We start from the raw sequence: 18,608 nt of genomic DNA, 5'->3' as shown, positions 1-18,608 counted from the left end.
CTGTCATGTCCCGGTAGATGTGTCAAGGGTGTGTCCCGGGACATGTGTCAGTTGATGATGTTCGATATTGGGGTGAGGCGTGTGTAGGTCTTCTTGTCTCGTGGGGCGGTGGTGTGGCCGATGGGGTGGCCGTTGCTGGCGTAGACGGTGATGTGGTTGCCGTCGCGGATGGCGGTGACGGTGTGGCCGCGCCAGATGCAGCCGAGACCGATGCGGGTGTAGCCGACGTTGATTGCGCCGGTGTCGGAGACGGTGGGGTGGTGGACGGTGGCGTCGGTTTGGATGGGTAGGGCTTGTGGTCCGCCGTGGTGGGGTGCGGTGGTCCAGGCGTGGTGTGGGGTGACGCGGCCGGGTAGGGCGCTGTGTCGGCGGTGGTGGTTGTAGTGGTGGCGGTAGGTGTCGAGTAGGCGTTGGAGTTGTCGCAGGGTGTGGGGTTGGTGGGGTTGGGCGGTGAGCCATCTTTTGAGGGTTTGGTGGTGGCGTTCGACTTTGCCGCAGGTTTGTGGGTGGTAGGGGCTGGAGTGGATGAGTCGGGTGCCGTGATGGTGGACGGTTTCGGCGAACGGGGACGGGCCGGCGTTGTCCTTGAGGAGTCGGTGGGTGAAGATCGTGCCGTTGTCGGACAGGACGATCGCGGGTGGGCCGTGGTCGGTGAAGGCCCTGCCGATGGCGGCGATCGCGGCGGTGCTGGTCTCGGCCGGCGCGGCCCGGCAGGCGACGAGCATGCGGGTGCAGTCGTCGAGGACGTCGAAGACCGCGACGAGTTGGCCGTTGGCGAGGCGGATCCTGGTGGCGTCGATCTGGTAGCAGTCGCGGGGCTGGGCGTAGGCGAAGCGGCGCCAGGTGCCGCGGGGTCGTTTCGCGGGGTTGCGGTCGAGCAGGTCGTGGCGGGACAGGACCCGGTTGATCGTCGACCGTGACGGCACCCTCCAGCCAGGGTCGGTGAACGCGTGGATCAGCAACAGCTCGTCACGGATCTGGTCCGCGCCGTTGTCGACACCAAGATCGTTGCGGAGTTTGCAGATCCACGCGTCGAGCTCCGGCGGGGTGATACCAGGACTGTGATGCGGCCGGCGGGATCGCTCCCGCCAGACACCCTCGGCCTGTACCCGGGCGCGGTGCCGGTAGAAGGTGCGTGGGTTGACGTTGTTGTCATCGCACCACTGCTGCACGTTGTCGATCCGCACGCCCGCCGCGAGCAGGGCGTCCATCGCGGTCATGACCTGACGTCGATTCGCCATGCCCAGCAGTCATACCGCCCACCAGACCGATCATGTGACACATGTACCGGGACACAACCTGCGACAGATGTCATGGGACTGAACAGTTCGTCACACGCCATAACTCGCCAAGGATCTTGAACCGCGTGCGAGGGCCGCCGCCCGGGTCGCCTCGGCCGGGTCGGCGTCGAGCTGGGCGAGGAGTGTCAGCGCTGCTGCGTCAGCATGTGTTGACGGGTCGTCACCGTCAGCACATGCTGACGGCATGTCCGCGATCGCCGACCTTGACCGTGCCGCACACGGCAGCGACCCCGACGCCGCGCTGCGGGCGGTCGCCCGGCTTCGCCGCCTGGTGGAACAACTGGAGGCCGAACAGGTCGCGGCGGCCCGACGGGCAGGCTGGTCCTGGCAGGACATCGCCGTCCGGCTGGGCGTCACCAAGCAGACCGTGCACCGGAAATACCGCCGCGACCAGGAGGTCTGATGTTCCGAGGCGATCACCCCGATCTCCGTCGCGCGGTGGATCGGGCCCTGGCCAGGGCCCGTGATCTCGGCCACCCCCGGGCCGGCAGCGAGCATCTCCTGCTCGCCCTCACCGCGACGGGTCACCCGTCAGCGCCGCCCTCGACCGGCACGGCGCCACCGAGTCGGCCATCCGGGAAGCGGTACGCCGAGCCGCGCCGCTGGGCGCCGGAGCCGCCGCCGACCGCGACACCCTGGCACCGCTCGGCATCGACGTGGACGGGATCCTGTCACGCCTGAGTCCGGCCGTACTGGACCGGGCGACCGCACCCGAGCCGCTGCTGCCGTTCGGAGCGGCCGAGGCACGACGGCGATGCGCCCGGTCGAGCCCGCCCCTCGGGCTCGACGCCCGGGCGGCCTACGAAGCATCACTCCGGCTCGCACTCGCCCGCCGGGACCGCGAGCACCGGCCAGATGGCTACGTCGGTCTCAGCCGACACCGGATGTCGGTCTCTTCGACACCAGCATCGATGGTGCGTATCGATGTCGATGGACATCGACACCGCGGGTGACGCGAAGTGCCAGCGCTGGCTTATATAAGTTATGCCTGGCATAATCCTGGGTCGTGCACGCGTTCGACATGCTCGGAGACCCGGTGCGCCGGCGCATTCTGGAGCTGCTCGCCGACGGTGAGCAGACCTCTGGCGCGATCACAGACGTGATCCGGGCCGAGTTCGCACTGTCCCAGCCGGCTGTCTCGCAACATCTGCGCGTTCTGCGTGAGAACGGGTTCGCGTCGGTCCGGGCTGAGGGGGCTCGCCGGTTCTACGCCGTCGACCCCACGTCGCTGAGCGAGGTTGACGTGTGGTTGGACCGGTTTCGCGGGTTCTGGAATCAGCGGCTCGATGCACTGGGAACTGAGCTGGCCCGCGGCAGGCGTTCATCCCGGACCCCAGGTGTTGGCAAGGCCGATCCGCTAGCGAAAGGAACATGACATGAAGGACGTACTGGACGAACTGGCCGCTGCGCGCCGGACGATGGGCACAGCGACCCTGCCCGCCGGCGACGCGTACACGATTGAGCTGCGGCGTTGCTACGACGCACCCGTCGACGAGGTGTGGAACGCCATCACCGACCCCGAGCGGCTGGGCCGCTGGTTGAAGCCAGTCACCGGCGACCTTCGGCTCGGGGGGTCGTTCGAGCTGGACGGCGGTGAGCACGGCGAGATCCTCCGTTGCGACCCGCCGCGGCGGGTGCGGGTGTCCTGGCTCTTCGGGCCGGAGGGCGACGAGTGGCCGGGTACGAGCGAGGTCGAGGTGCTCCTGTCCCCGAGCCCTGCCGGGGGCACCGAGTTCGAACTGGTCCATGCAGCGGCAGTCGGGGAGCCCCTGTTCCCGACCTACGGCCCCGGTGCCGGTGGTGTGGGCTGGGACCTGCGTCTCCTCACCCTGGCACGGTTCCTAGCCGACGGCGAGGCCCCCGATGACGAGGAGTTCCAGACCTCGCCCGCGGGCCGCGAGTTCGCCAGGCGTAGCGCTGTGGCATGGGGCGAAGCTCACCTGGCCGCCGGCGGCGATCCGGATCACGTGGCGGCCGCGGTCGAGGCCACCACCGCGTTCTACGCCCCCGGAGGCAACGAGCGATGAAGTACACCACCTCAGTCGAGATAGACCTGCCCCGCGAGAAGGTGGTCCAGCTGATCTCCGACCCGGCGCAGGTGCCAAAGTGGCTGCGGGGCCTGGTGCTGCACGAGCCGGTGAACGGGGTGCACGGCCAGCTCGGGACCACCTCGCGAGTCGTGTTCCAGATGGGGAAGCAGAGGATGGAGGCCACCGAGACCATCACACGCGTGGATCCTGCAGACCTGCACGCCATCCCGAGCTCGGTCGTCGTGCACTACGACCGCGAGATCGTCGGCGAGGGCATGTGGCAGGCGCAACGCGACCGGATCATCGAAGCCGGTCCGAACACGACACTGTGGGAGAGCGAGAGCGAGTTCCGGTTCGACGGACTCCTGATGCGGCTGGTGGCGCTGCTCATTCCTGGCTCGTTCCGCAAGCAGTCGCGGCAACACATGCAGGACTTCAAAGCGTTCGCCGAACAGGGGACGGACGTCCGCCAAGGGCCGAACTGATCTGTCACAGCCAGCGACAGGAATCCCCCACGGCGATGGCCCGATTCTTGGAGCGCCCCGTCACGGGATCTTGGGGCGTGACCATCATCGAGCACTTGGGTTCTCACGGCCGGCTTCTTGGTGAGCGCTCCCATCCGGGCGGAACGCGTCGGGAATGCCTGACCGCTCAGCCACCGAGGCGGTTCTAAGCGCCATGACTCGCGGTGCACGCACGTCACGCGTCGACCTGTACGCCGCGATCCGGCGCGATGCCAAGGCGGGTTTGTCGAAGCGCGCTCTTCAACGCAAGCATGGGGTCGGGTACCGCACCGTCGCGGCAGCCTTGGCCTCAGCGTGGCCCAAGCAACCGAAGCCGCCAACTCGCCGAGCGGTAGCGGGCTGCGAAGTGGTGTCGAAGGAAGCCGACACTCCTACTCCATCGGAGCCCAAGTGGTGTCGAACGAGGCCGACAAACGGTGTCAGACGAGGCCGGCATAACCAGCCGGAACACCTCGCCCTCTCCCTCGTCGCGCTCGATCCCGGGGCGGCATGGGCGCTGAAGACGGCCGGGGTGGACACCCGGGGCCTGCTCGCCGATTTGGCCGACACCTTCCCACCACCGTCACGGAGCCCACTGCTGCGCGCCGAGCGCCGGTTCGGCCAGCGGTCACGCGGACACGACCTGGTCCGGCGTTACCAGCGTACGACCGGACGCACGGTCACCTCGGGCGGCGCGGTCGCCGCACTCATCACCGGCTGACGTCGAACCGACGGGCAGCGGTCTTCTCGCTGTAGGTGCATCTGCGTCAACTGTGCCGAGACCATCCGGCGGCGGCACGACCGGCCGTCTCCGGCTGCGGCGTGAAACGAGAACGGCTCCCAGCGTCATCGCCGGGAGCCGTTCTTTCTTCGTCGTGAGCGGCGGTCAGCCGACCGTCCCGACCCGCTTCGCCAGGTCGACGAACGCCTGCCAGCCTGCCGGCCCGAAGGTCAGCGTGCCGCCGTCGCGGTCCTTGCTGTCCCGGACCAGCACCCGGCCCGGCAGATTGTCGGCCACCTCGACGCAGGCACCCTGGTTAGAGCTACTGCGGGTGCTCTTGCGCCACTGTGGCGTCTGGTCAGTCATGATCGGTGATCGCTCTCTGGAGAAGATCCCTTGACGGCTGCACCGGTAGGGCCAGCCCGCTGACAATCTCCCACGATACTTCCAACTGGTCCAGATCTCCCCCGTCCGTCACCACGCGGCCCTGAAGCTGGTCGTCGACATAGCCGGCGCGGCGGCTGGCGGGGAGCGTCGCCAGCACGAACGCACCCTGAAGGCCCGAGTGAAGACCAGCGGACCGAGGCACCACGAGCACCTGGACCTTCGATCGCTGGCTGAGTTCCAGCAGGTGTTGCAGTTGCTTCCGGCGCACCTCGGGTGGCCCGAAGGTCAGCGCGAACTCGCCGATGATGGCGGACAGCGTCGGAGGCTCTCGAACCATCTGGGACGCACCCAGCCGTGCACACCTGGCCAACGTCCGCCCCGGAGCCCTCGCCCCTGCGCGGGAACACCGCGCCCGGCACGGTGCACGGACGTGACCGGTGATCGGGCCACCGGCACGCTGGGAGCGGTTCGCCGCGCGACGACGGAGGCGGGAACGCCGAACCGGCGGACACGTCCCGACCCGGACCTACGACTGCCGCGAATGTGAGCATCCCTGGCCGTGCCCGCAGGCACGCCTGTCCCTGCTCGTCGGCTTCGAGGGCGACCGGGTCGGCCTGATGATGTACCTCGGTGCCCACCTCGCCCGCGCGCTGCAAGAGCTGCCCGACACGCACCCCGCACTGATCGTCGGCCAGATCCTCCACTGGGTACCGCGCCGACGCTGACCTGCCTCGTCACCCGAGCGACCCGCCCCGGTCCGCCGCCTTCCCCTCGGCGGCCGGGGCGGGTCCGCGTCATCACCTGGACGGTGCTCCCGGGCGCAGTGGCTCCCGGACGAGGGGGCAGGACATGCAGCGCGGGCCGCCCCGGCCCGAGCCGAGTTCGGAACCGGCGATCCGGATCACCTCGATACCGGCCCGTTCCAGTTGGGCGTTGGTCTCCACGTTCCGCTCGTACGCGACGCAGAGCCGGGGCGCGAGCGCCAGCGTGTTGTTGCCGTCGTCCCACTGCTCGCGTTCCGCCGTCACCGGGTCCAGGCCGGTGTCGATCACCCGGAGCGTGTCCAGGTCCATCGCGTCCGCCGCCGCGCGCAGGAACGGAGCCGGCCCGTCGAGCTGGAGATCACCGTCGGTGCCGGCCACCACCGTGTACGCCGAGAGCGTGTCGGCGATGTTCGGATACATCAGCACCGCGTCGACGTCGACCATCGTGCAGACCGTGTCCAGGTGCATGGTGGCACGCTCCTGGGCGATCGGCACCACCAGGATGGTGTGCGCCAGGCGTGCGTCGAAGACCCGTCGGGCCAGCCGCTCCGCTCCGGCCGGGGTGGTGCGCTCGCCGACCCCGACCGCCAGTACCCCGGGGGCGAGCAGCAGTACGTCGCCGCCCTCCAGGTGCTCCAGGCCGGGGCCGTACACGAAGGGGGTTCCCGCGAACCGGGGGTGGTGCCGGTAGATCGCGTCGGTCAGGCTGGTCTCCCTGCCCCGGGCCGGCATGGCCAGGCTGGTCACCGCGGCGTGGTTGCCGATCCAGGTGGAGGAGTCCCGGGTGAAGAGCAGGTTCGGCAGCGGGTCGATCACGAAGTCCAGCCGGTCCATCAGCCGGTAGACGAGGCCGCCGCCCCGGTCGCCGCCGAGCCGCAGCTCCTCGTGGGCGAGGCCGGCGATCAGCACGTCGGCCAGCGCGGCCGGGTCCAGGTACGACAGGTGCTCCGCCACCCGGCGCCGCAGCGTGTCACCCAATCGGGTGTCGGCGAGTACCCGCTCGGTCATCTCGGACCGCGCGTCCGGCACGGCCAGCGTCTCGGCGAGTAGGGTTCCGATGTAGAGCACCTCGACGCCGCGCCCGGTCAGCGCGGCGGCGAACGCGTCGTGCTCCTCCTGCGCCCGCCCGACCCAGGGGATCGCGTCGAAGAGCAGCGAGTCGTTGTTCCGGGGCGTGAGTCGGGCGAGTTCAGGCCCGGGACGATGCAGAAGTACGGTGCCGAGACGCCCGACCTCGCTGTCCACGAAATGGGTCATCCTCGCAGCGTAGGACAGCAGTTGGCACCATCCGGGAAAAAGGGCTTCGGGTGAATGGGGCATTCATCCACACTCACTCCGGTGCTTCGACTTGCCGCTCCCTAGGTCTGGCCACGTACCGTAGTGAGGAGATAACTTCGAGGGACCTTTTGCCGGAGGTCACGATGACTGTCTTTTCTGCACGATCAGCGGTTCCCGCTGCGCGGGCCCTCCCTCCCGCGCCGGTCAACCAACTTCCCCCTCTGGAGGCCGTCCGGCCGACGCCGATGGACTGGGCCCGTCGGCGCCGCGCGGAACGAGACGCGCGCCGGATCGAGGCCGCCGGTGCCCGGGCGCTGAGCCGGCTCGACCATCTCGGTCCATCGTGGCACGTGGTCGACTGGCCGCGTACCGAGATGACCGAGGCGAGCATGCTCGACCTGGACTACCGGTCCCGGGACGAGCGCGCGGGCTTCCTCGCGATCGGTCCCAGCGGACTCTTCGCGGTCACCGTGGCCGACCACGGCCGGTCCCGGGTCCTGATCGCCGGGGACGTCGTGCAGATCAACGGCAAGCGGCCGGCGTACGTGTCGGAGGCGCGGCGAGATGCCAAGCGCGCCGCCAAGGCACTCTCCAACGCGGTCGGCCTGACCATTCCGGTCACCCCGGTGCTGACCTTCGTCGGCTCCGGGGTGATCAGCGTGTACGGGCTGCCCAAGGAGTGCCTGGTGGCGACCCACCGGGAACTCGACCGGCTGCTCGTCGCGGGCGGCAACCGGATCAGCGCCGCCACGGCGGAGAAGCTGTCCCGGGTCGCCCAGTCCCCCGCCACCTGGCTGAACGCCCCGTACCGGTCGGCGGCGGACTACCGGTGGTACGAGGAGGGCCGAACGGCGGCTGACAAGCACGCCGGTCGCCGGTAGCGTCACCAGCCGACGCCACCCGCCGGGCGGCGCCCCGTCGCCACCCAAGGGGCCGAGGGGTGTGTGCCGTACCGGCGGGGGCTGCGGGATGGCCCGACCGGCCGGTGCACCGCGGGGGTCGCGACCCCGGGAGGCACCGGCTAGCGTTGGGCGTGGTGCGGCAAATAGGAGGCGCGGTGGCCCACGTCGAACTCTCGATCTCGGAGGCGTTCCCGACGCCGGCGACCCCGTCGCTCGGGCACGGGTCCACCGGCTTCGACGACGCCGACGGGCGAGGTCACCTCGACGGGTTCACCCGGTGGTCCGAGACGGTCTCGGCGGCTGCCGAGCCGTGCCTGCTGATCGACCGGGGAACCACCATCGCCGCCGTCTCGCCGTCCTGTTGCCAACTGCTCGGCCTCGGCACCCCGCTCGACGTGCTCGGCCTCCTGCTGCTCGGCAGCGGGCTGCGGCTGCTCGACTTCACCGCCGCCCGCGGCGAGCTGACCGAGCAGGATGTCGAGAAGATCCCCCCGCTGCTCGCCCTGCACTCGGGCCGGCTCGCCCGGGGGCTGCTCCGGGTGCGCTGCCCTGAGGCCGAGGGGCCGGACGCCACGACCGTGGACGCGATCGCCACGCCGGTCCTCACCGACGGCGAGGTCGCCGGCTCGCTCACCTTCTTCTCCGAGGTCTGAGCGCCCCCTTCCGGGGGTCTGAGCGCCCCCTTCCGGGGGTCTGAGCACCGTCTGCCCGACCTGGGCGGGTCCGTCGGCCGCCGGCCGGCGAAGGCTGGCTCGGGCGGTACACCGGTCACCGGTTGGACAGCTCCGCGAGACGTTCCGGCCACCCGGGGGTCGCCGGGCAGGTGACGCGCGTCGCGATCTGGCCCTCCCGCAGGGCGGTGGTGTTGGGCCGGTGCCGTACCCCCCGTAAGGTCTCCTCATGCTGGACATCGCTCTGCTGCCGGAGGAGTACGCCGTGTGCCGGCTGCCCGCCGGCTCACCGGTGCCGGCCGGCCTACTGAGCCCTCCGGCGGACTCCGGCGTGCTGTCGGTGACCCGGAGCGGCGCGGAACTGTCGATCATCTGCCGGGCCGACCAGGTCCCGGCCGACGCCACCGCCGAGACCCCGTGGCGCTGCCTCCGGGTGGCCGGCCCGCTCGACCTGGCGCTGACCGGGATCCTCGCCTCCCTGGTCGTGCCGCTGGCCGACGCCCGGGTCAACATCGTGGCGTTCTCGACGTTCGACACCGACTACCTGCTGGTCCCCTCGGTACGGCTCGTCGAGGCGCTCGCCGCGCTGCGACAGTTCGGACACCGGATCACCACCTGAAGGGTGGTCGATCAGGCCGACGCCCTACCATTGGCGGGGCCATTCGCCACACCACCCACGGCAGCCACCTATGCCCGAGGATCCGGCCGTGCTCCGTCTTCCGTCGTCCGCCCCCACCGCAGGCCGGTTCCACACCGCCGGCGCCCTGCTCGGCTGCCTGGCCCTGGCCGGCTGCCTCGCCCTGGCGGCCTGTGGCGTGCCTCCCGAGCTCCAGACGCCCCGAGCCACTCCCACCCGGCCGACCCCCACCCCGACGGCCGACCCCACCGGCACGCCGACATCCGCGCCGAACCCGACGCCGACGCCGACGCCGAGCCCCACCTCGCTGGTCGCCTGCCCGGCCGGCGGGCCGAGCCGCGACCAGGTGACCGCTCTGCTGCGCCGCACCGCGAACCTGCCCCGCTCCGGCCGGGTCACCTTCCAGACCGGGCCGCTCTGCGTGCAGGACTGGCAGTACAGCGTCGTGACGGTGGCCGACCGGGAGCCGTTGCAGGCGGTGACCCGGGGCCGCCCCGGGAACCTGCGGCTGGTCACCGCCGGCTCCGACGTCTGCACCATCACGGTCCGGGCCGAGGCGCCGCCCGCGCTCCGGACGACGGTGTGTGACGCACCCCCGCCCGCGTACGGCGGTTTGTAGGCTGGACGGCATGCCCGGAACACCGCCGACCCGCTTCGTCTACCTGGGGCCCGAGGGGACCTTCGCCGAGCAGGCGCTGCGCACCATCCCGGCCGCCGAGCGCGGCATCCGTACCCCGGCGCGCAGCGTTCCGGAGGCGTTGGACGCGGTCCGGGCCGGCGACGCCGACGCCGCGCTGGTGCCGCTGGAAAACTCCATCGGCGGCGCGGTGACGGTCACCCTGGACGAGATGGTCGACGGCGAACCTCTGGTGATCACGCGCGAGGTGGTGCTGCCGGTCGAGTTCGTGCTCGCCGCGCCGCCGGGCCGGACCCTTGCCGGGGTGCGGACGGTAGCCGCCCATCCGCAGGCGTCCACCCAGTGCCGCCGCTGGCTCCGCGAGCACCTGCCCGACGCGGTCGTGGTGGACGTACTCTCCAACGCCGCCGCGGCGCTCGCCGCCGTCGACGGCCAGCAGGACGCCGCGATCTGCGCGCCGATCGGCGCCGCCCGGCAGCGGCTGACCGTGCTCGCCGACAAGATCGCCGACCATGACGACGCGGTGACCCGGTTCGTGCTGCTCAGCAGGCCGGGCCCGCCGCCGCCCCGGACCGGTGACGACCTGACCTCGCTCGCCGTCTACATCGCGCACGACCGGGTCGGCGCGCTGCTCGCCGTGCTGATGGAGTTGGCGGTACGCGGGGTCAACCTGACCCGGATCGAGTCCCGGCCCACCGGCGAGGCGCTCGGCCGCTACGCGTTCTTCCTCGACTGCACCGGGCACGTCGCCGACGACCGGGTCGGGGAGGCGCTCCAGGGGCTGCGCCGGATCTGCGCCGAGGTGCGCTTCCTGGGGTCGTACCCGAGGCATCGCGGAAGCACGGCGGTGGCCGAGCGCCCGGTCCCGGCGCCGGCCGGGCTCTCCGACGTCGACTACGCCGACGCGGCGGCCTGGCTCGCCCGACTGCGCGCCGGCGAACTCTCCTGAGTCGTGACGGCGGTACGCGGCAAGACGGAGCGGATCGCCTGACGCCCTCCCCGACGGCCTCGCTGGCGATCGAGGGCGGCTACGGCACGCTGCCGAGCCGGACGGTGACACCGTGGGCGTGCCGTCCCGGGGGCCACCCCGGGCTGTGGGCCGGCGACGGCGAACGGGGGACCTTGGCGGCAGCAGAAGTTTTTGCCCGCGAGGTCTCTGACACCCGACGTACTCATTTACACTCATCGATGGATACCCTCGGTTCACCAGTGGTTCATGATCGGGCCGCCGGTGATAGAGGCACCCCCGCCACGCCTCGGTCCAGCCTCCGTCCCCGACAGACAGGACCCCTCATGACATCCGCAGTACGCCGGACCACCCTCGCCGGAGGGCTGACGGCCGCCCTGCTGGCCGGCCCGCTCGCCGTCGCGGCCGTCGCCGCCCCGACCGCCACGATCACCCTCAACGGGTCCAGCGCGAGCGTCTCGGGCAGCAACGTCACCGTCTCCGGTAACGCCGTCACCATCACGGCTCCCGGGTCCTACCAGATCAGCGGCACGCTGAACGACGGCTACGTCAACGTGGACACCGCCGCCACCGGAAACGTGGAACTCGTCCTCGCCGGCGTCTCGATCACCAACTCGACGTCCGCTCCGCTCTACGTCACCAACGCCAGCGCGGTCACCGTCACGCTGGCCGCCGGGACCAGCAACAGACTCACCGACGCGTCGACCTACACCAACACCGGCGAGCCGGACGCCGCGCTGTTCAGCGCGGCCGGGCTGACCATCGGCGGGACCGGCTCGCTGGACGTCCGCGCCAACTACGCCGACGGCATCGTCAGCAAGGACGCCCTGGTCATCCAGTCGGGCACGATCACCGTGAACTCGGTGGACGACGCCATCCGGGGCAAGGACTCGCTCACCGTCAACGGCGGCACCATCAACGTGACATCGGGCGGCGGCGACGGGATCAAGTCCAACGACACCGAGGCCGGCAAGGGCATCGTCACCATTACCAACGGCACGATCACCGCCGCCGTCGCCGACGACGCCGTCAAGGGCGAGAACGCGGTGAACATCTCCGGCGGCACCATCAACGTGACCCGGTCGTACGAGGCGGTGGAGGGGCTGCGGACGACGATCAGCGGCGGCACCGTCAACGCGGTGGCGAGCGACGACGCGATCAACGCCGTGGAAGAGGGTCTCGGCGACTGGGTCCCCTCCACGATCGCGTTCATCCGGGTCACCGGTGGCACGGTGGTGGCCACCGGCGGAACCGACGGCTTCGACTCCAACGGCGAGCTGACCTTCGCCGGCGGCACGGTGGTGGCCAACGGCTCCAGCACCGTAGGCGGAGGTGAGGGCGCGTTCGACGCCGACGGGCCGATAACCTTCACCGCCGGCACGGTGGTGGGCGCCGGCCTGACCTCGCTGGCCGTGTTCCGGGCGGTGCCGAACACCGGCCAGGGCTGGGTGGCCCCCCGGTTCAACACCAACCTTGCCGCCAACACCATCGTGCACGTCGTCTCCGGCAGCACGGTGCTGGCCTCGTTCCGGTCGTCGCGGACCATCCGGGAGGTCGTCTTCTCGTCGAGCCGGATCACCAACGGTCAGCCGTACGACGTCTACACCGGCGGCAGCGTCAGCGGCACCAGCATCGGCGGCTACTACGCCAGCGGCAGCATCACCGGCGCGACCCGGGTGTTGACCGGCGTCACCGCCGGGCGGTACGGCCGGTTCTGAGCCGTACCTCCCGACACCGGCCGGAGGCGTCCCGGGCGGGGCGCCTCCGGCAGTCGGTCAGTCCAGCAACTGGTTGAGCAGTCCGCCGCCACCGCCCTGCTCCTGGCGGCCCATGCCCTGGATCGGCGGCTCCTCGGAGGGCTGGACGATCACGAAGCCCTGCCCGGCGAAGCTCATCGTGAACGCCTCACCGGTACGCCGGCCGAGCAGCGTGCCGAGGCCGAGCTGCTCGGCCCGGTGGTAGCCGGTCTGCAGGCTCGCCGACCAGGCGACCGCGGCCTGCGGGTCGACGTACGTCGGCGCGTCGACGTTGAGCACCACCGGGGTTCCCTTGGTGGTGATCGCGATCCGGCCGTAGCCGCTGAAGACGCAGTTGAACAGCCCGGACGACGACATCATGCCGGCCCCGCCGACCATCTTGATGTCGTACTGCAGGCTGGAGTCGAAGGCGAGCACGCTGGAGCCGTTGATCGACAGCGCGTCGCCCGGCTCCAGGTCGATGATGTGCACGTCCGCCGCGTAGTCGGCGAGGAAGACGTCACCCCGTCCGCTGATCTTCATCAGCGGGACACCCTCGCCGGTCAGCTTCTGCTTGAGAAACTTGCCGAGCCCGCCCGAGCCCAACGCCTGGAACTGCACCTGCCCCTGGTACGCGACCATGGAGCCGACCCGGGCCATCGCCTCGCCGTTGAGTTCGATCTTCAGCATCTTGGAGTTCTGCAGCCGCATCCCGGGCTGGTGTGACTCCTTCTCCAGGTTCTCTGCCGAAAACAGCGCGCTGCGCATCACGTTCCTCCTGACGGGTGGAGGACCGAGGGTAGGCAACCGGCGCAACCAGGCAGTTCCCGGGGGCGGCCGTTCCCGGTGGTCAGGCAGGACCGGGGCCGGCCAGGCGCGGCCGAGGTCGCTGGTTCAGGCCCAGCCGAGGTCGTGCAGCCGGCCGTCGTCGATGCCGAAATGGTGGGCGATCTCGTGCACCACCGTGATCGCGACCTCGTCGACGACGTCGTCCTCGGTGTCGCAGATCCGCAGGATCGGCCGGCGGTAGATGAAGATCCGGTCGGGCAGCACCCCGGCATAGTCCCAGCCCCGGCTGGTCAACGCGTGGCCCTCGTAGAGGCCGAGGAGTTCGGGACCGTCCTCCGGCGAGTCGTCCTCCACCAGGATGACGACGTTGCTCATCAGGTTGAGCAGTTCCTCCGGCACCTCGTCGAGGGCCTCGGCGACCAGTTCCTCGAAACGCTCGCGGCTCATCTCGACCGGCACCGCCCAATTGTGCCGCACCCGAGCGGTGCCCGTCGGAAGGCGCGGGCCCGTCCGGACGAACCGGACGCGCCACCGACGTCGACGATCGCGATGATCAGGGCCGGCGGCGCCGCGCTCGGCGACGTACCGGGAAGTGCCCTGACCACCGCGACCGAGGGATGGGTGGAGAGGTTTCGCCAGGATCAGGCGGCGAGGCGGGCGTTGAGCGAGATCTCGGCCCCGGGCGAGAGCAGCCGGGAGATCGGGCAACCCGCCTTGGCGACCTCGGCCAGCTTGTTGAACTCGGCCTCGTCGATCCCCGGCACGTCGCCGACGGTGTCGAGGTCGATCCGGGTGACCGTCATGCCGGCGTCGGTCTTGTCGAGGTGCACCTGGGCGGTGGTCTCGACCGAGGTCGGCGTGAATCCGGCGTCGGCGAGAGCCTTGGAGAAGGCCATCGAGAAGCAGCCGGCGTGCGCCGCGCCGATCAGCTCCTCCGGGTTGGTGCCGTCGCCCTCCTCGAAGCGGGACTTGAACGAGTAGTTCCCCTGCAACCCGCCCTTGCCGGTGCGGATCGTGCCGGAACCTTCGGTGAGATTGCCCTGCCAGCGGGCGGATGCGGTGCGGATAGGCATGGTGCCGACGCTAGCTTAAAGCGACCGGCGACGCGACGACCCGGGCCAGGACGCGGACCACCTGGGCCCCGCGGTACGGGGCCGGTCCGCGGCTGCTGTGCCATCATCGATGGCAGGAGTCCGCCGTGGAAGGGGTCAGCGATGCCCGACGACGTCTCCATCCCCCGCCAGGACGGGCCGGACGGCCGTCGGGACGCCGGCCCGGAGGATCCGGAACGCCCGGACGACGACGCGGAAACCACACCGGACGGTGCCAGCATCGTCTCGTGGGGCGACCGCCCGGGTACCGGGGGGCGGGCCGGGCTCGCCCTGCGCCGGCTCGGCGGGGACAGCCGGTTGGTGCCGGTGGTCGGCGCGGCCGGGGCGGCAGCCGTCTTCGCCTCGCTGATCGGCGACTGGGCGGTCACCAGCATGACGGTCGAGGGCGCCGAGAACGCGGTCGCCCTGGGCAGCGGCGTGGTGGACATGTCGACGTTCGGCACGGCGTACCTGGTCGGGGTCTTCGCCGTGCTCGGCTGCCTGGCACTGGTCCTGTTCGGCTCGCCCGGGGTACGCCACAACGCCCGGGTCGTCGGGCTGGCCGTCTCCGGGGCGGTGCTCGGGGTACTGCTCGCCACCACCGGCTCGCTCGACACCCTGGCCGACCGCTGGCAGATGTACGGCCAACTGGACGGGATGGTCATCGAGTACGGCCAGGGCCTCGTGCTGGCGTACGTCGGCACCGGCGGGCTCGGGCTGGCCCTGCTGCTCGCCGGGCGTTTCGTCCGGCGGAGCGCGGTCGCACCGTCGCCGGCCGGCGCGCCGGGCGCACCGGCCGGACCCCTGCCGGCGGAGGAGTCCGACTGGCCGTGGCGGCGGCCCCGGCCGGCCGGCACGCCGGAGGTGGCCGACGATGACGACGGCCGGCCACCACCGATCGACCTGACGGTGACCCCGACCAAGCCGTTCGCGCACTGAGCCGTCCCAGCCGGCCGGCCTGGCACGGATTCGGCCAGGGCCACGGTCCGGATGCCGGGACGGGGGCCACCACCGCCCCGGCCGGGCGGCGCGTCGGCCGGGCGTATCTCGATACACCTGCCCCGCCGCGCACCGGTAGGCTCGGTTCCCGTGATTGACCTGCGTCTGCTCCGCGACGATCCGGATACCGTACGTGCCAGCCAGCGTGCCCGTGGCGAGTCCGAGTCCGTGGTCGACGACCTGCTGCGGGCCGACGAGGAGCGGCGGGCGGCGGTCGGGCGCTTCGAGGCGCTCCGGGCCGAGCAGAAGCAGCTCGGCAAGCGGATGCCGAAGGCCGACCCGGCGGAGAAGGCCGGGCTACTCGCCCGGACCAAGGAACTCTCCGCCGAGGTGAAGGCGGCCGAGGCCGCGGTCGGCGTGGCCGAGGCGGCGCTGCGCCGGGCGCAGTACGCGATCCCGAACGTGGTCGAGCAGGGCACCCCGCCCGGCGGCGAGGACGACTTCGTGCTGCTCCGCGAGGTCGGCACCCGGCCCGAGATCGAGAACCCGCGCGACCACCTGGAGCTGGGCGAGGCACTGCGGGCGATCGACGTCGAGCGCGGCGCGAAGACCTCGGGCAGCCGGTTCTACTACCTGACCGGGGTGGGCGCGCTGCTCCAGCTCGGCCTGCTGCAACTCGCCGTCGCCCAGGCCGTGGAACACGGCTTCGTCCCGACCATCACCCCGTCGCTGGTCAAGCCGGAGGCGATGGAGGGCACCGGGTTCCTCGGCTCGCACGCCAGCGAGGTCTACCGGCTGGAGGCCGACGACCTGTTCCTGGTCGGCACCAGCGAGGTGCCGCTGGCCGCGTACCACTCGGGGGAGATCCTGGACCTGGCCGAGCCGGTCCGGTACGCCGGATGGTCGTCCTGCTACCGCCGGGAGGCCGGCTCGTACGGCCGGGACACCCGGGGCATCATGCGGGTACACCAGTTCGACAAGGTCGAGATGTTCTCCTACTGCCGACCGGAGGAGGCGCACGACGAGCACCTCCGGCTGCTGGCCTGGGAGGAGGAGATGCTGGCCAAGGTCGAACTACCCTACCGGGTGATCGACGTGGCAGCGGGTGACCTGGGCAGCAGCGCGGCCCGCAAGTACGACTGCGAGGCGTGGGTGCCGTCGCAGGGCCGCTACCGGGAGGTCACCTCGACCTCCAACTGCACCACCTTCCAGGCCCGGCGGCTGAACGTGCGATACCGGGACGATCAGGGCCGCCCGCAGATGGCCGCGACCCTGAACGGCACCCTGGCCACCACCCGCTGGCTGGTACCGATCCTGGAGAACCACCAGCAACCGGACGGCTCGGTACGCGTCCCCAAGGCCCTCCAGCCATACCTCGGCGGCCGGGACATACTCGAACCGAAGTGAAGCCCTCCGGTGAAGAGCACTTCACACAAATGTCATGGAGCCACCCCGGAAGGTGAGATACGGTTGCTGCCCCGTCACCGCCAGCTGACCCGGTAGCAGCAGTTCCGGCGACTTCTCCGAGCCTGGCGGGCGGCGGGGTGGAGGAGGAGCCATGCCCCGACCCGGGTTGCCGAAGCTGATCGCCACCGACCTCGACGGGACGCTGGTCCGCACCGACGAGACCGTCTCGGCGTACACCCACGAGGTGCTGGACCGGGTCCGGGCCGCCGGCATTCCGGTAGTGGGCGCCACCGGGCGCGGACCCCGGTTGGCCGAGCTCACCCGCAACGACATCCGGGCCGCCGACTTCCTGGTGATGGCCGGCGGCGGCCGGGTGGTCGACCAGACCGACCCGGCCGGGCCGGTGATCCTGCGGGACGAGCGGCTGCCCGGTGCGTCCCTGGCCGAGTTGCTCCGGGTGCTGGAGGCCGAGGTGGGGCCGCTGACCGTGATGGTCGAGGCGCTGGACGCACCGGGTGCCCCGCTCTGGGGTGATTTCGACGCGACCTGGCCCTACCAGGACCGGTTCGAGGCGCGGACCCGACTCGACTGCCTGGGCAGCGACGTGATCAAGGCGTTCGCCCGCACCCCCGACCACGACGTCGACACCCTGCTCGCGACGGCCCGCCGGCTCGTACCGGCGGAGCAGGCCTCGATCACCCAGGCCGGGCTCGGCTTCATCGAGATCTGCCCGCCCGGGGTGGACAAGGCGACCGGACTGGCCGTGGTGGCCCAGACCCTCGGCGTCGACCCCGCCGAGGTGCTGGTCTTCGGGGACATGCCCAACGACCTGCCGATGTTCGAGTGGGCCGGCTGGGCCCGGGTGGCGGTCTCCAACGCCCACCCCACGGTGCGACGGGCCGCCGACGAGGTGACACTGCGCAACGACGACGACGGGGTCGCGGTCTACCTCGATCGACTACTCTCGCGTTGATGGGACGACTACCTCGGCTGGTGGCCACGGATCTCGACGGCACGCTGCTGCGGGCGGACAAGACGGTCAGCCCGCGTACCGTCGAAGCGATCTCGCGGATCTCCGCCGAGGGCGTCGGCGTGGTCCTGGTGACCGGCCGCCCGATCCGCTGGCTCCAGCACGTCTACGACCAGCTCGGCCAGCCGCTGCCGACGGTCTGCGCCAATGGGGCGGTGGTCTACGACCCGGTCGCCGACCAGGTGCTCCGGGCCGATCCGCTCGCTCCCGACCTGCTCGCCGAGGTGGTCCAGCGGCTCCGCGCCGAGGTGCCCGGGGTGACCTTCGCGGTGGAGGTGACCGACGGCCGCGAGATCCGGCACGAGGTGGACTATCCGCTGAACTGGGACCGGGGCTACCCCGACATCCGGATGGTCGAGAGTCCGGCCGACCTGCACGCCGTACCGGCGGTGAAACTGCTGGCCCGGGCGGGCGCGCAGGACCCGGACGTCTTCGTGAAGGTGGTGGCCGGGGCGCTGGCCGGGCTCGCCGAGGCGACCCACTCGTCGTACGGCGGGCTGATCGAGATCTCGGCGGCCGGGGTGACCAAGGCGGCCGGGCTGGCCTGGTACTGCACCCGGCACGGGTTCGACGCCGCCGACGTGGTCGCCTTCGGGGACATGCCGAACGACGTACCGATGCTGACCTGGGTCGGCCGGGCGGTGGCGGTGGCGAACGCGCACCCGGCCGTACTGGAGATCGCCGGTGACGTGACGGCGAGCAACGACGAGGACGGGGTGGCGGCGTACCTGGAGGCGCTGCTCGACCCCGACCCGGCGGGCGACGCCGCCGGACCGGGCAGCCACGCCGCAGACCGGACCGCCGGCCCGGCCTGACCG

23 protein-coding genes are annotated in these 18,608 nt (G+C 71.1%); 16 read left to right on the top strand and 7 right to left on the bottom strand.

Annotation, left to right across the window (positions count from 1 at the left end; genetic code table 11):
* Positions 1–47: 47 nt before the first annotated feature.
* Positions 48–1,241 carry a DDE-type integrase/transposase/recombinase gene (locus tag R6Y94_RS33015; protein WP_318398518.1) on the bottom strand — a complete coding sequence of 398 codons (1,194 nt, stop codon included), beginning with the start codon at positions 1,239–1,241 and terminating at the stop codon, positions 48–50.
* A gap of 244 nt (positions 1,242–1,485) precedes the next feature.
* Between R6Y94_RS33015 and R6Y94_RS33010 the strand changes: the two genes are divergently transcribed.
* The 5 genes from R6Y94_RS33010 (at position 1,486) to R6Y94_RS32990 (ending at position 4,555) form a co-directional block, all read left to right on the top strand.
* On the top strand, positions 1,486–1,704 hold the full coding sequence (locus R6Y94_RS33010) for a helix-turn-helix domain-containing protein (RefSeq protein WP_318400012.1): 219 nt from the start codon (positions 1,486–1,488) through the stop codon (positions 1,702–1,704).
* Between the two features lie 603 nt (positions 1,705–2,307).
* On the top strand, positions 2,308–2,676 hold the full coding sequence (locus R6Y94_RS33005; protein WP_318400010.1) for a metalloregulator ArsR/SmtB family transcription factor: 369 nt from the start codon (positions 2,308–2,310) through the stop codon (positions 2,674–2,676).
* A gap of 1 nt (position 2,677) precedes the next feature.
* A complete protein-coding gene (locus tag R6Y94_RS33000; protein ID WP_318400008.1) occupies positions 2,678–3,328 on the top strand; it encodes an SRPBCC family protein in 651 nt (216 codons plus the stop codon).
* Positions 3,325–3,816 (top strand): SRPBCC family protein, encoded by a 492-nt coding sequence (locus tag R6Y94_RS32995; protein WP_318400006.1) that lies wholly within the window; start codon positions 3,325–3,327, stop codon positions 3,814–3,816. Before R6Y94_RS33000 ends, R6Y94_RS32995 begins: the two co-directional genes overlap by 4 nt.
* A gap of 550 nt (positions 3,817–4,366) precedes the next feature.
* Positions 4,367–4,555 (top strand): hypothetical protein, encoded by a 189-nt coding sequence (locus R6Y94_RS32990; protein ID WP_318400005.1) that lies wholly within the window; start codon positions 4,367–4,369, stop codon positions 4,553–4,555.
* Positions 4,556–4,720: 165 nt separating this feature from the next.
* Here the strand turns inward: R6Y94_RS32990 and R6Y94_RS32985 are convergent, their stop codons facing one another.
* Together R6Y94_RS32985 and R6Y94_RS32980 are read right to left on the bottom strand one after the other, a co-directional pair.
* The gene (locus tag R6Y94_RS32985; protein ID WP_318400003.1) at positions 4,721–4,921 is read right to left on the bottom strand and encodes a DUF397 domain-containing protein; all 201 of its coding nucleotides are present in this window, start codon (positions 4,919–4,921) and stop codon (positions 4,721–4,723) included.
* Positions 4,914–5,384 carry a DUF5753 domain-containing protein gene (locus R6Y94_RS32980; RefSeq protein WP_318400036.1) on the bottom strand — a complete coding sequence of 157 codons (471 nt, stop codon included), beginning with the start codon at positions 5,382–5,384 and terminating at the stop codon, positions 4,914–4,916. The genes R6Y94_RS32985 and R6Y94_RS32980 overlap by 8 nt, the downstream gene beginning before the upstream one ends.
* Here R6Y94_RS32980 and R6Y94_RS32975 point away from each other — a divergent pair.
* On the top strand, positions 5,380–5,667 hold the full coding sequence (locus R6Y94_RS32975) for a flavin reductase (RefSeq protein ID WP_318400001.1): 288 nt from the start codon (positions 5,380–5,382) through the stop codon (positions 5,665–5,667). The genes R6Y94_RS32980 and R6Y94_RS32975 overlap by 5 nt on opposite strands.
* Before the next feature lie 72 nt (positions 5,668–5,739).
* On the opposite strand, the gene R6Y94_RS32970 is transcribed toward R6Y94_RS32975, so the two are convergent.
* On the bottom strand, positions 5,740–6,963 hold the full coding sequence (locus tag R6Y94_RS32970; RefSeq protein ID WP_318399999.1) for an arginine deiminase: 1,224 nt from the start codon (positions 6,961–6,963) through the stop codon (positions 5,740–5,742).
* 164 nt (positions 6,964–7,127) lie between these two features.
* On the opposite strand from R6Y94_RS32970, the gene R6Y94_RS32965 reads away from it, so the two are divergent.
* The 6 genes from R6Y94_RS32965 (at position 7,128) to R6Y94_RS32940 (ending at position 12,516) form a co-directional block, all read left to right on the top strand.
* Positions 7,128–7,865 (top strand): hypothetical protein, encoded by a 738-nt coding sequence (locus R6Y94_RS32965; protein ID WP_318399997.1) that lies wholly within the window; start codon positions 7,128–7,130, stop codon positions 7,863–7,865.
* A gap of 176 nt (positions 7,866–8,041) precedes the next feature.
* A complete protein-coding gene (locus R6Y94_RS32960) occupies positions 8,042–8,539 on the top strand; it encodes a hypothetical protein (protein ID WP_318399995.1) in 498 nt (165 codons plus the stop codon).
* 247 nt (positions 8,540–8,786) lie between these two features.
* Positions 8,787–9,176: an ACT domain-containing protein gene (locus R6Y94_RS32955; protein ID WP_318399993.1), complete on the top strand. Its 390-nt coding sequence runs from the start codon at positions 8,787–8,789 to the stop codon at positions 9,174–9,176.
* Between the two features lie 88 nt (positions 9,177–9,264).
* The gene (locus tag R6Y94_RS32950) at positions 9,265–9,813 is read left to right on the top strand and encodes a hypothetical protein (RefSeq protein WP_318399991.1); all 549 of its coding nucleotides are present in this window, start codon (positions 9,265–9,267) and stop codon (positions 9,811–9,813) included.
* Between the two features lie 10 nt (positions 9,814–9,823).
* Positions 9,824–10,780, top strand: coding sequence for a prephenate dehydratase (gene pheA / locus R6Y94_RS32945; protein ID WP_318399989.1), 957 nt, complete (start codon positions 9,824–9,826; stop codon positions 10,778–10,780).
* Between the two features lie 344 nt (positions 10,781–11,124).
* Complete coding sequence (locus tag R6Y94_RS32940; RefSeq protein ID WP_318399987.1) at positions 11,125–12,516, top strand: carbohydrate-binding domain-containing protein; 1,392 nt, start codon at positions 11,125–11,127, stop codon at positions 12,514–12,516.
* A 57-nt stretch (positions 12,517–12,573) separates the two neighbouring features.
* On the opposite strand, the gene R6Y94_RS32935 is transcribed toward R6Y94_RS32940, so the two are convergent.
* The 3 genes from R6Y94_RS32935 to R6Y94_RS32925 form a co-directional block, all read right to left on the bottom strand.
* Positions 12,574–13,302 (bottom strand): AIM24 family protein, encoded by a 729-nt coding sequence (locus R6Y94_RS32935; RefSeq protein WP_318399985.1) that lies wholly within the window; start codon positions 13,300–13,302, stop codon positions 12,574–12,576.
* 126 nt (positions 13,303–13,428) lie between these two features.
* The gene (locus tag R6Y94_RS32930; protein ID WP_318400035.1) at positions 13,429–13,770 is read right to left on the bottom strand and encodes a metallopeptidase family protein; all 342 of its coding nucleotides are present in this window, start codon (positions 13,768–13,770) and stop codon (positions 13,429–13,431) included.
* Between the two features lie 194 nt (positions 13,771–13,964).
* On the bottom strand, positions 13,965–14,396 hold the full coding sequence (locus R6Y94_RS32925; RefSeq protein WP_318399983.1) for an OsmC family protein: 432 nt from the start codon (positions 14,394–14,396) through the stop codon (positions 13,965–13,967).
* A gap of 141 nt (positions 14,397–14,537) precedes the next feature.
* Here R6Y94_RS32925 and R6Y94_RS32920 point away from each other — a divergent pair, with 141 nt between their 5' ends.
* From R6Y94_RS32920 to R6Y94_RS32905, 4 genes are all read left to right on the top strand, one after another.
* Positions 14,538–15,353 carry a hypothetical protein gene (locus R6Y94_RS32920; RefSeq protein ID WP_318399981.1) on the top strand — a complete coding sequence of 272 codons (816 nt, stop codon included), beginning with the start codon at positions 14,538–14,540 and terminating at the stop codon, positions 15,351–15,353.
* Positions 15,354–15,503: 150 nt separating this feature from the next.
* Positions 15,504–16,760 (top strand): serine--tRNA ligase, encoded by a 1,257-nt coding sequence (gene serS, locus R6Y94_RS32915; protein ID WP_318399980.1) that lies wholly within the window; start codon positions 15,504–15,506, stop codon positions 16,758–16,760.
* Positions 16,761–16,911: 151 nt separating this feature from the next.
* Positions 16,912–17,733, top strand: a complete 822-nt coding sequence (locus R6Y94_RS32910; RefSeq protein ID WP_318399979.1) for an HAD family hydrolase — start codon at positions 16,912–16,914, stop codon at positions 17,731–17,733.
* Positions 17,733–18,605 (top strand): HAD family hydrolase, encoded by an 873-nt coding sequence (locus R6Y94_RS32905; protein ID WP_318399977.1) that lies wholly within the window; start codon positions 17,733–17,735, stop codon positions 18,603–18,605. The genes R6Y94_RS32910 and R6Y94_RS32905 overlap by 1 nt, the downstream gene beginning before the upstream one ends.
* Positions 18,606–18,608 lie beyond the last annotated feature (3 nt).

It is taken from the genome of Plantactinospora sp. KLBMP9567, from assembly GCF_033446045.1.
GTDB lineage: Bacteria > Actinomycetota > Actinomycetes > Mycobacteriales > Micromonosporaceae > Plantactinospora.
The sequence above is the reverse complement of the archived record's forward strand: the minus strand, read 5'-3'. Positions and strand labels throughout refer to the sequence as shown.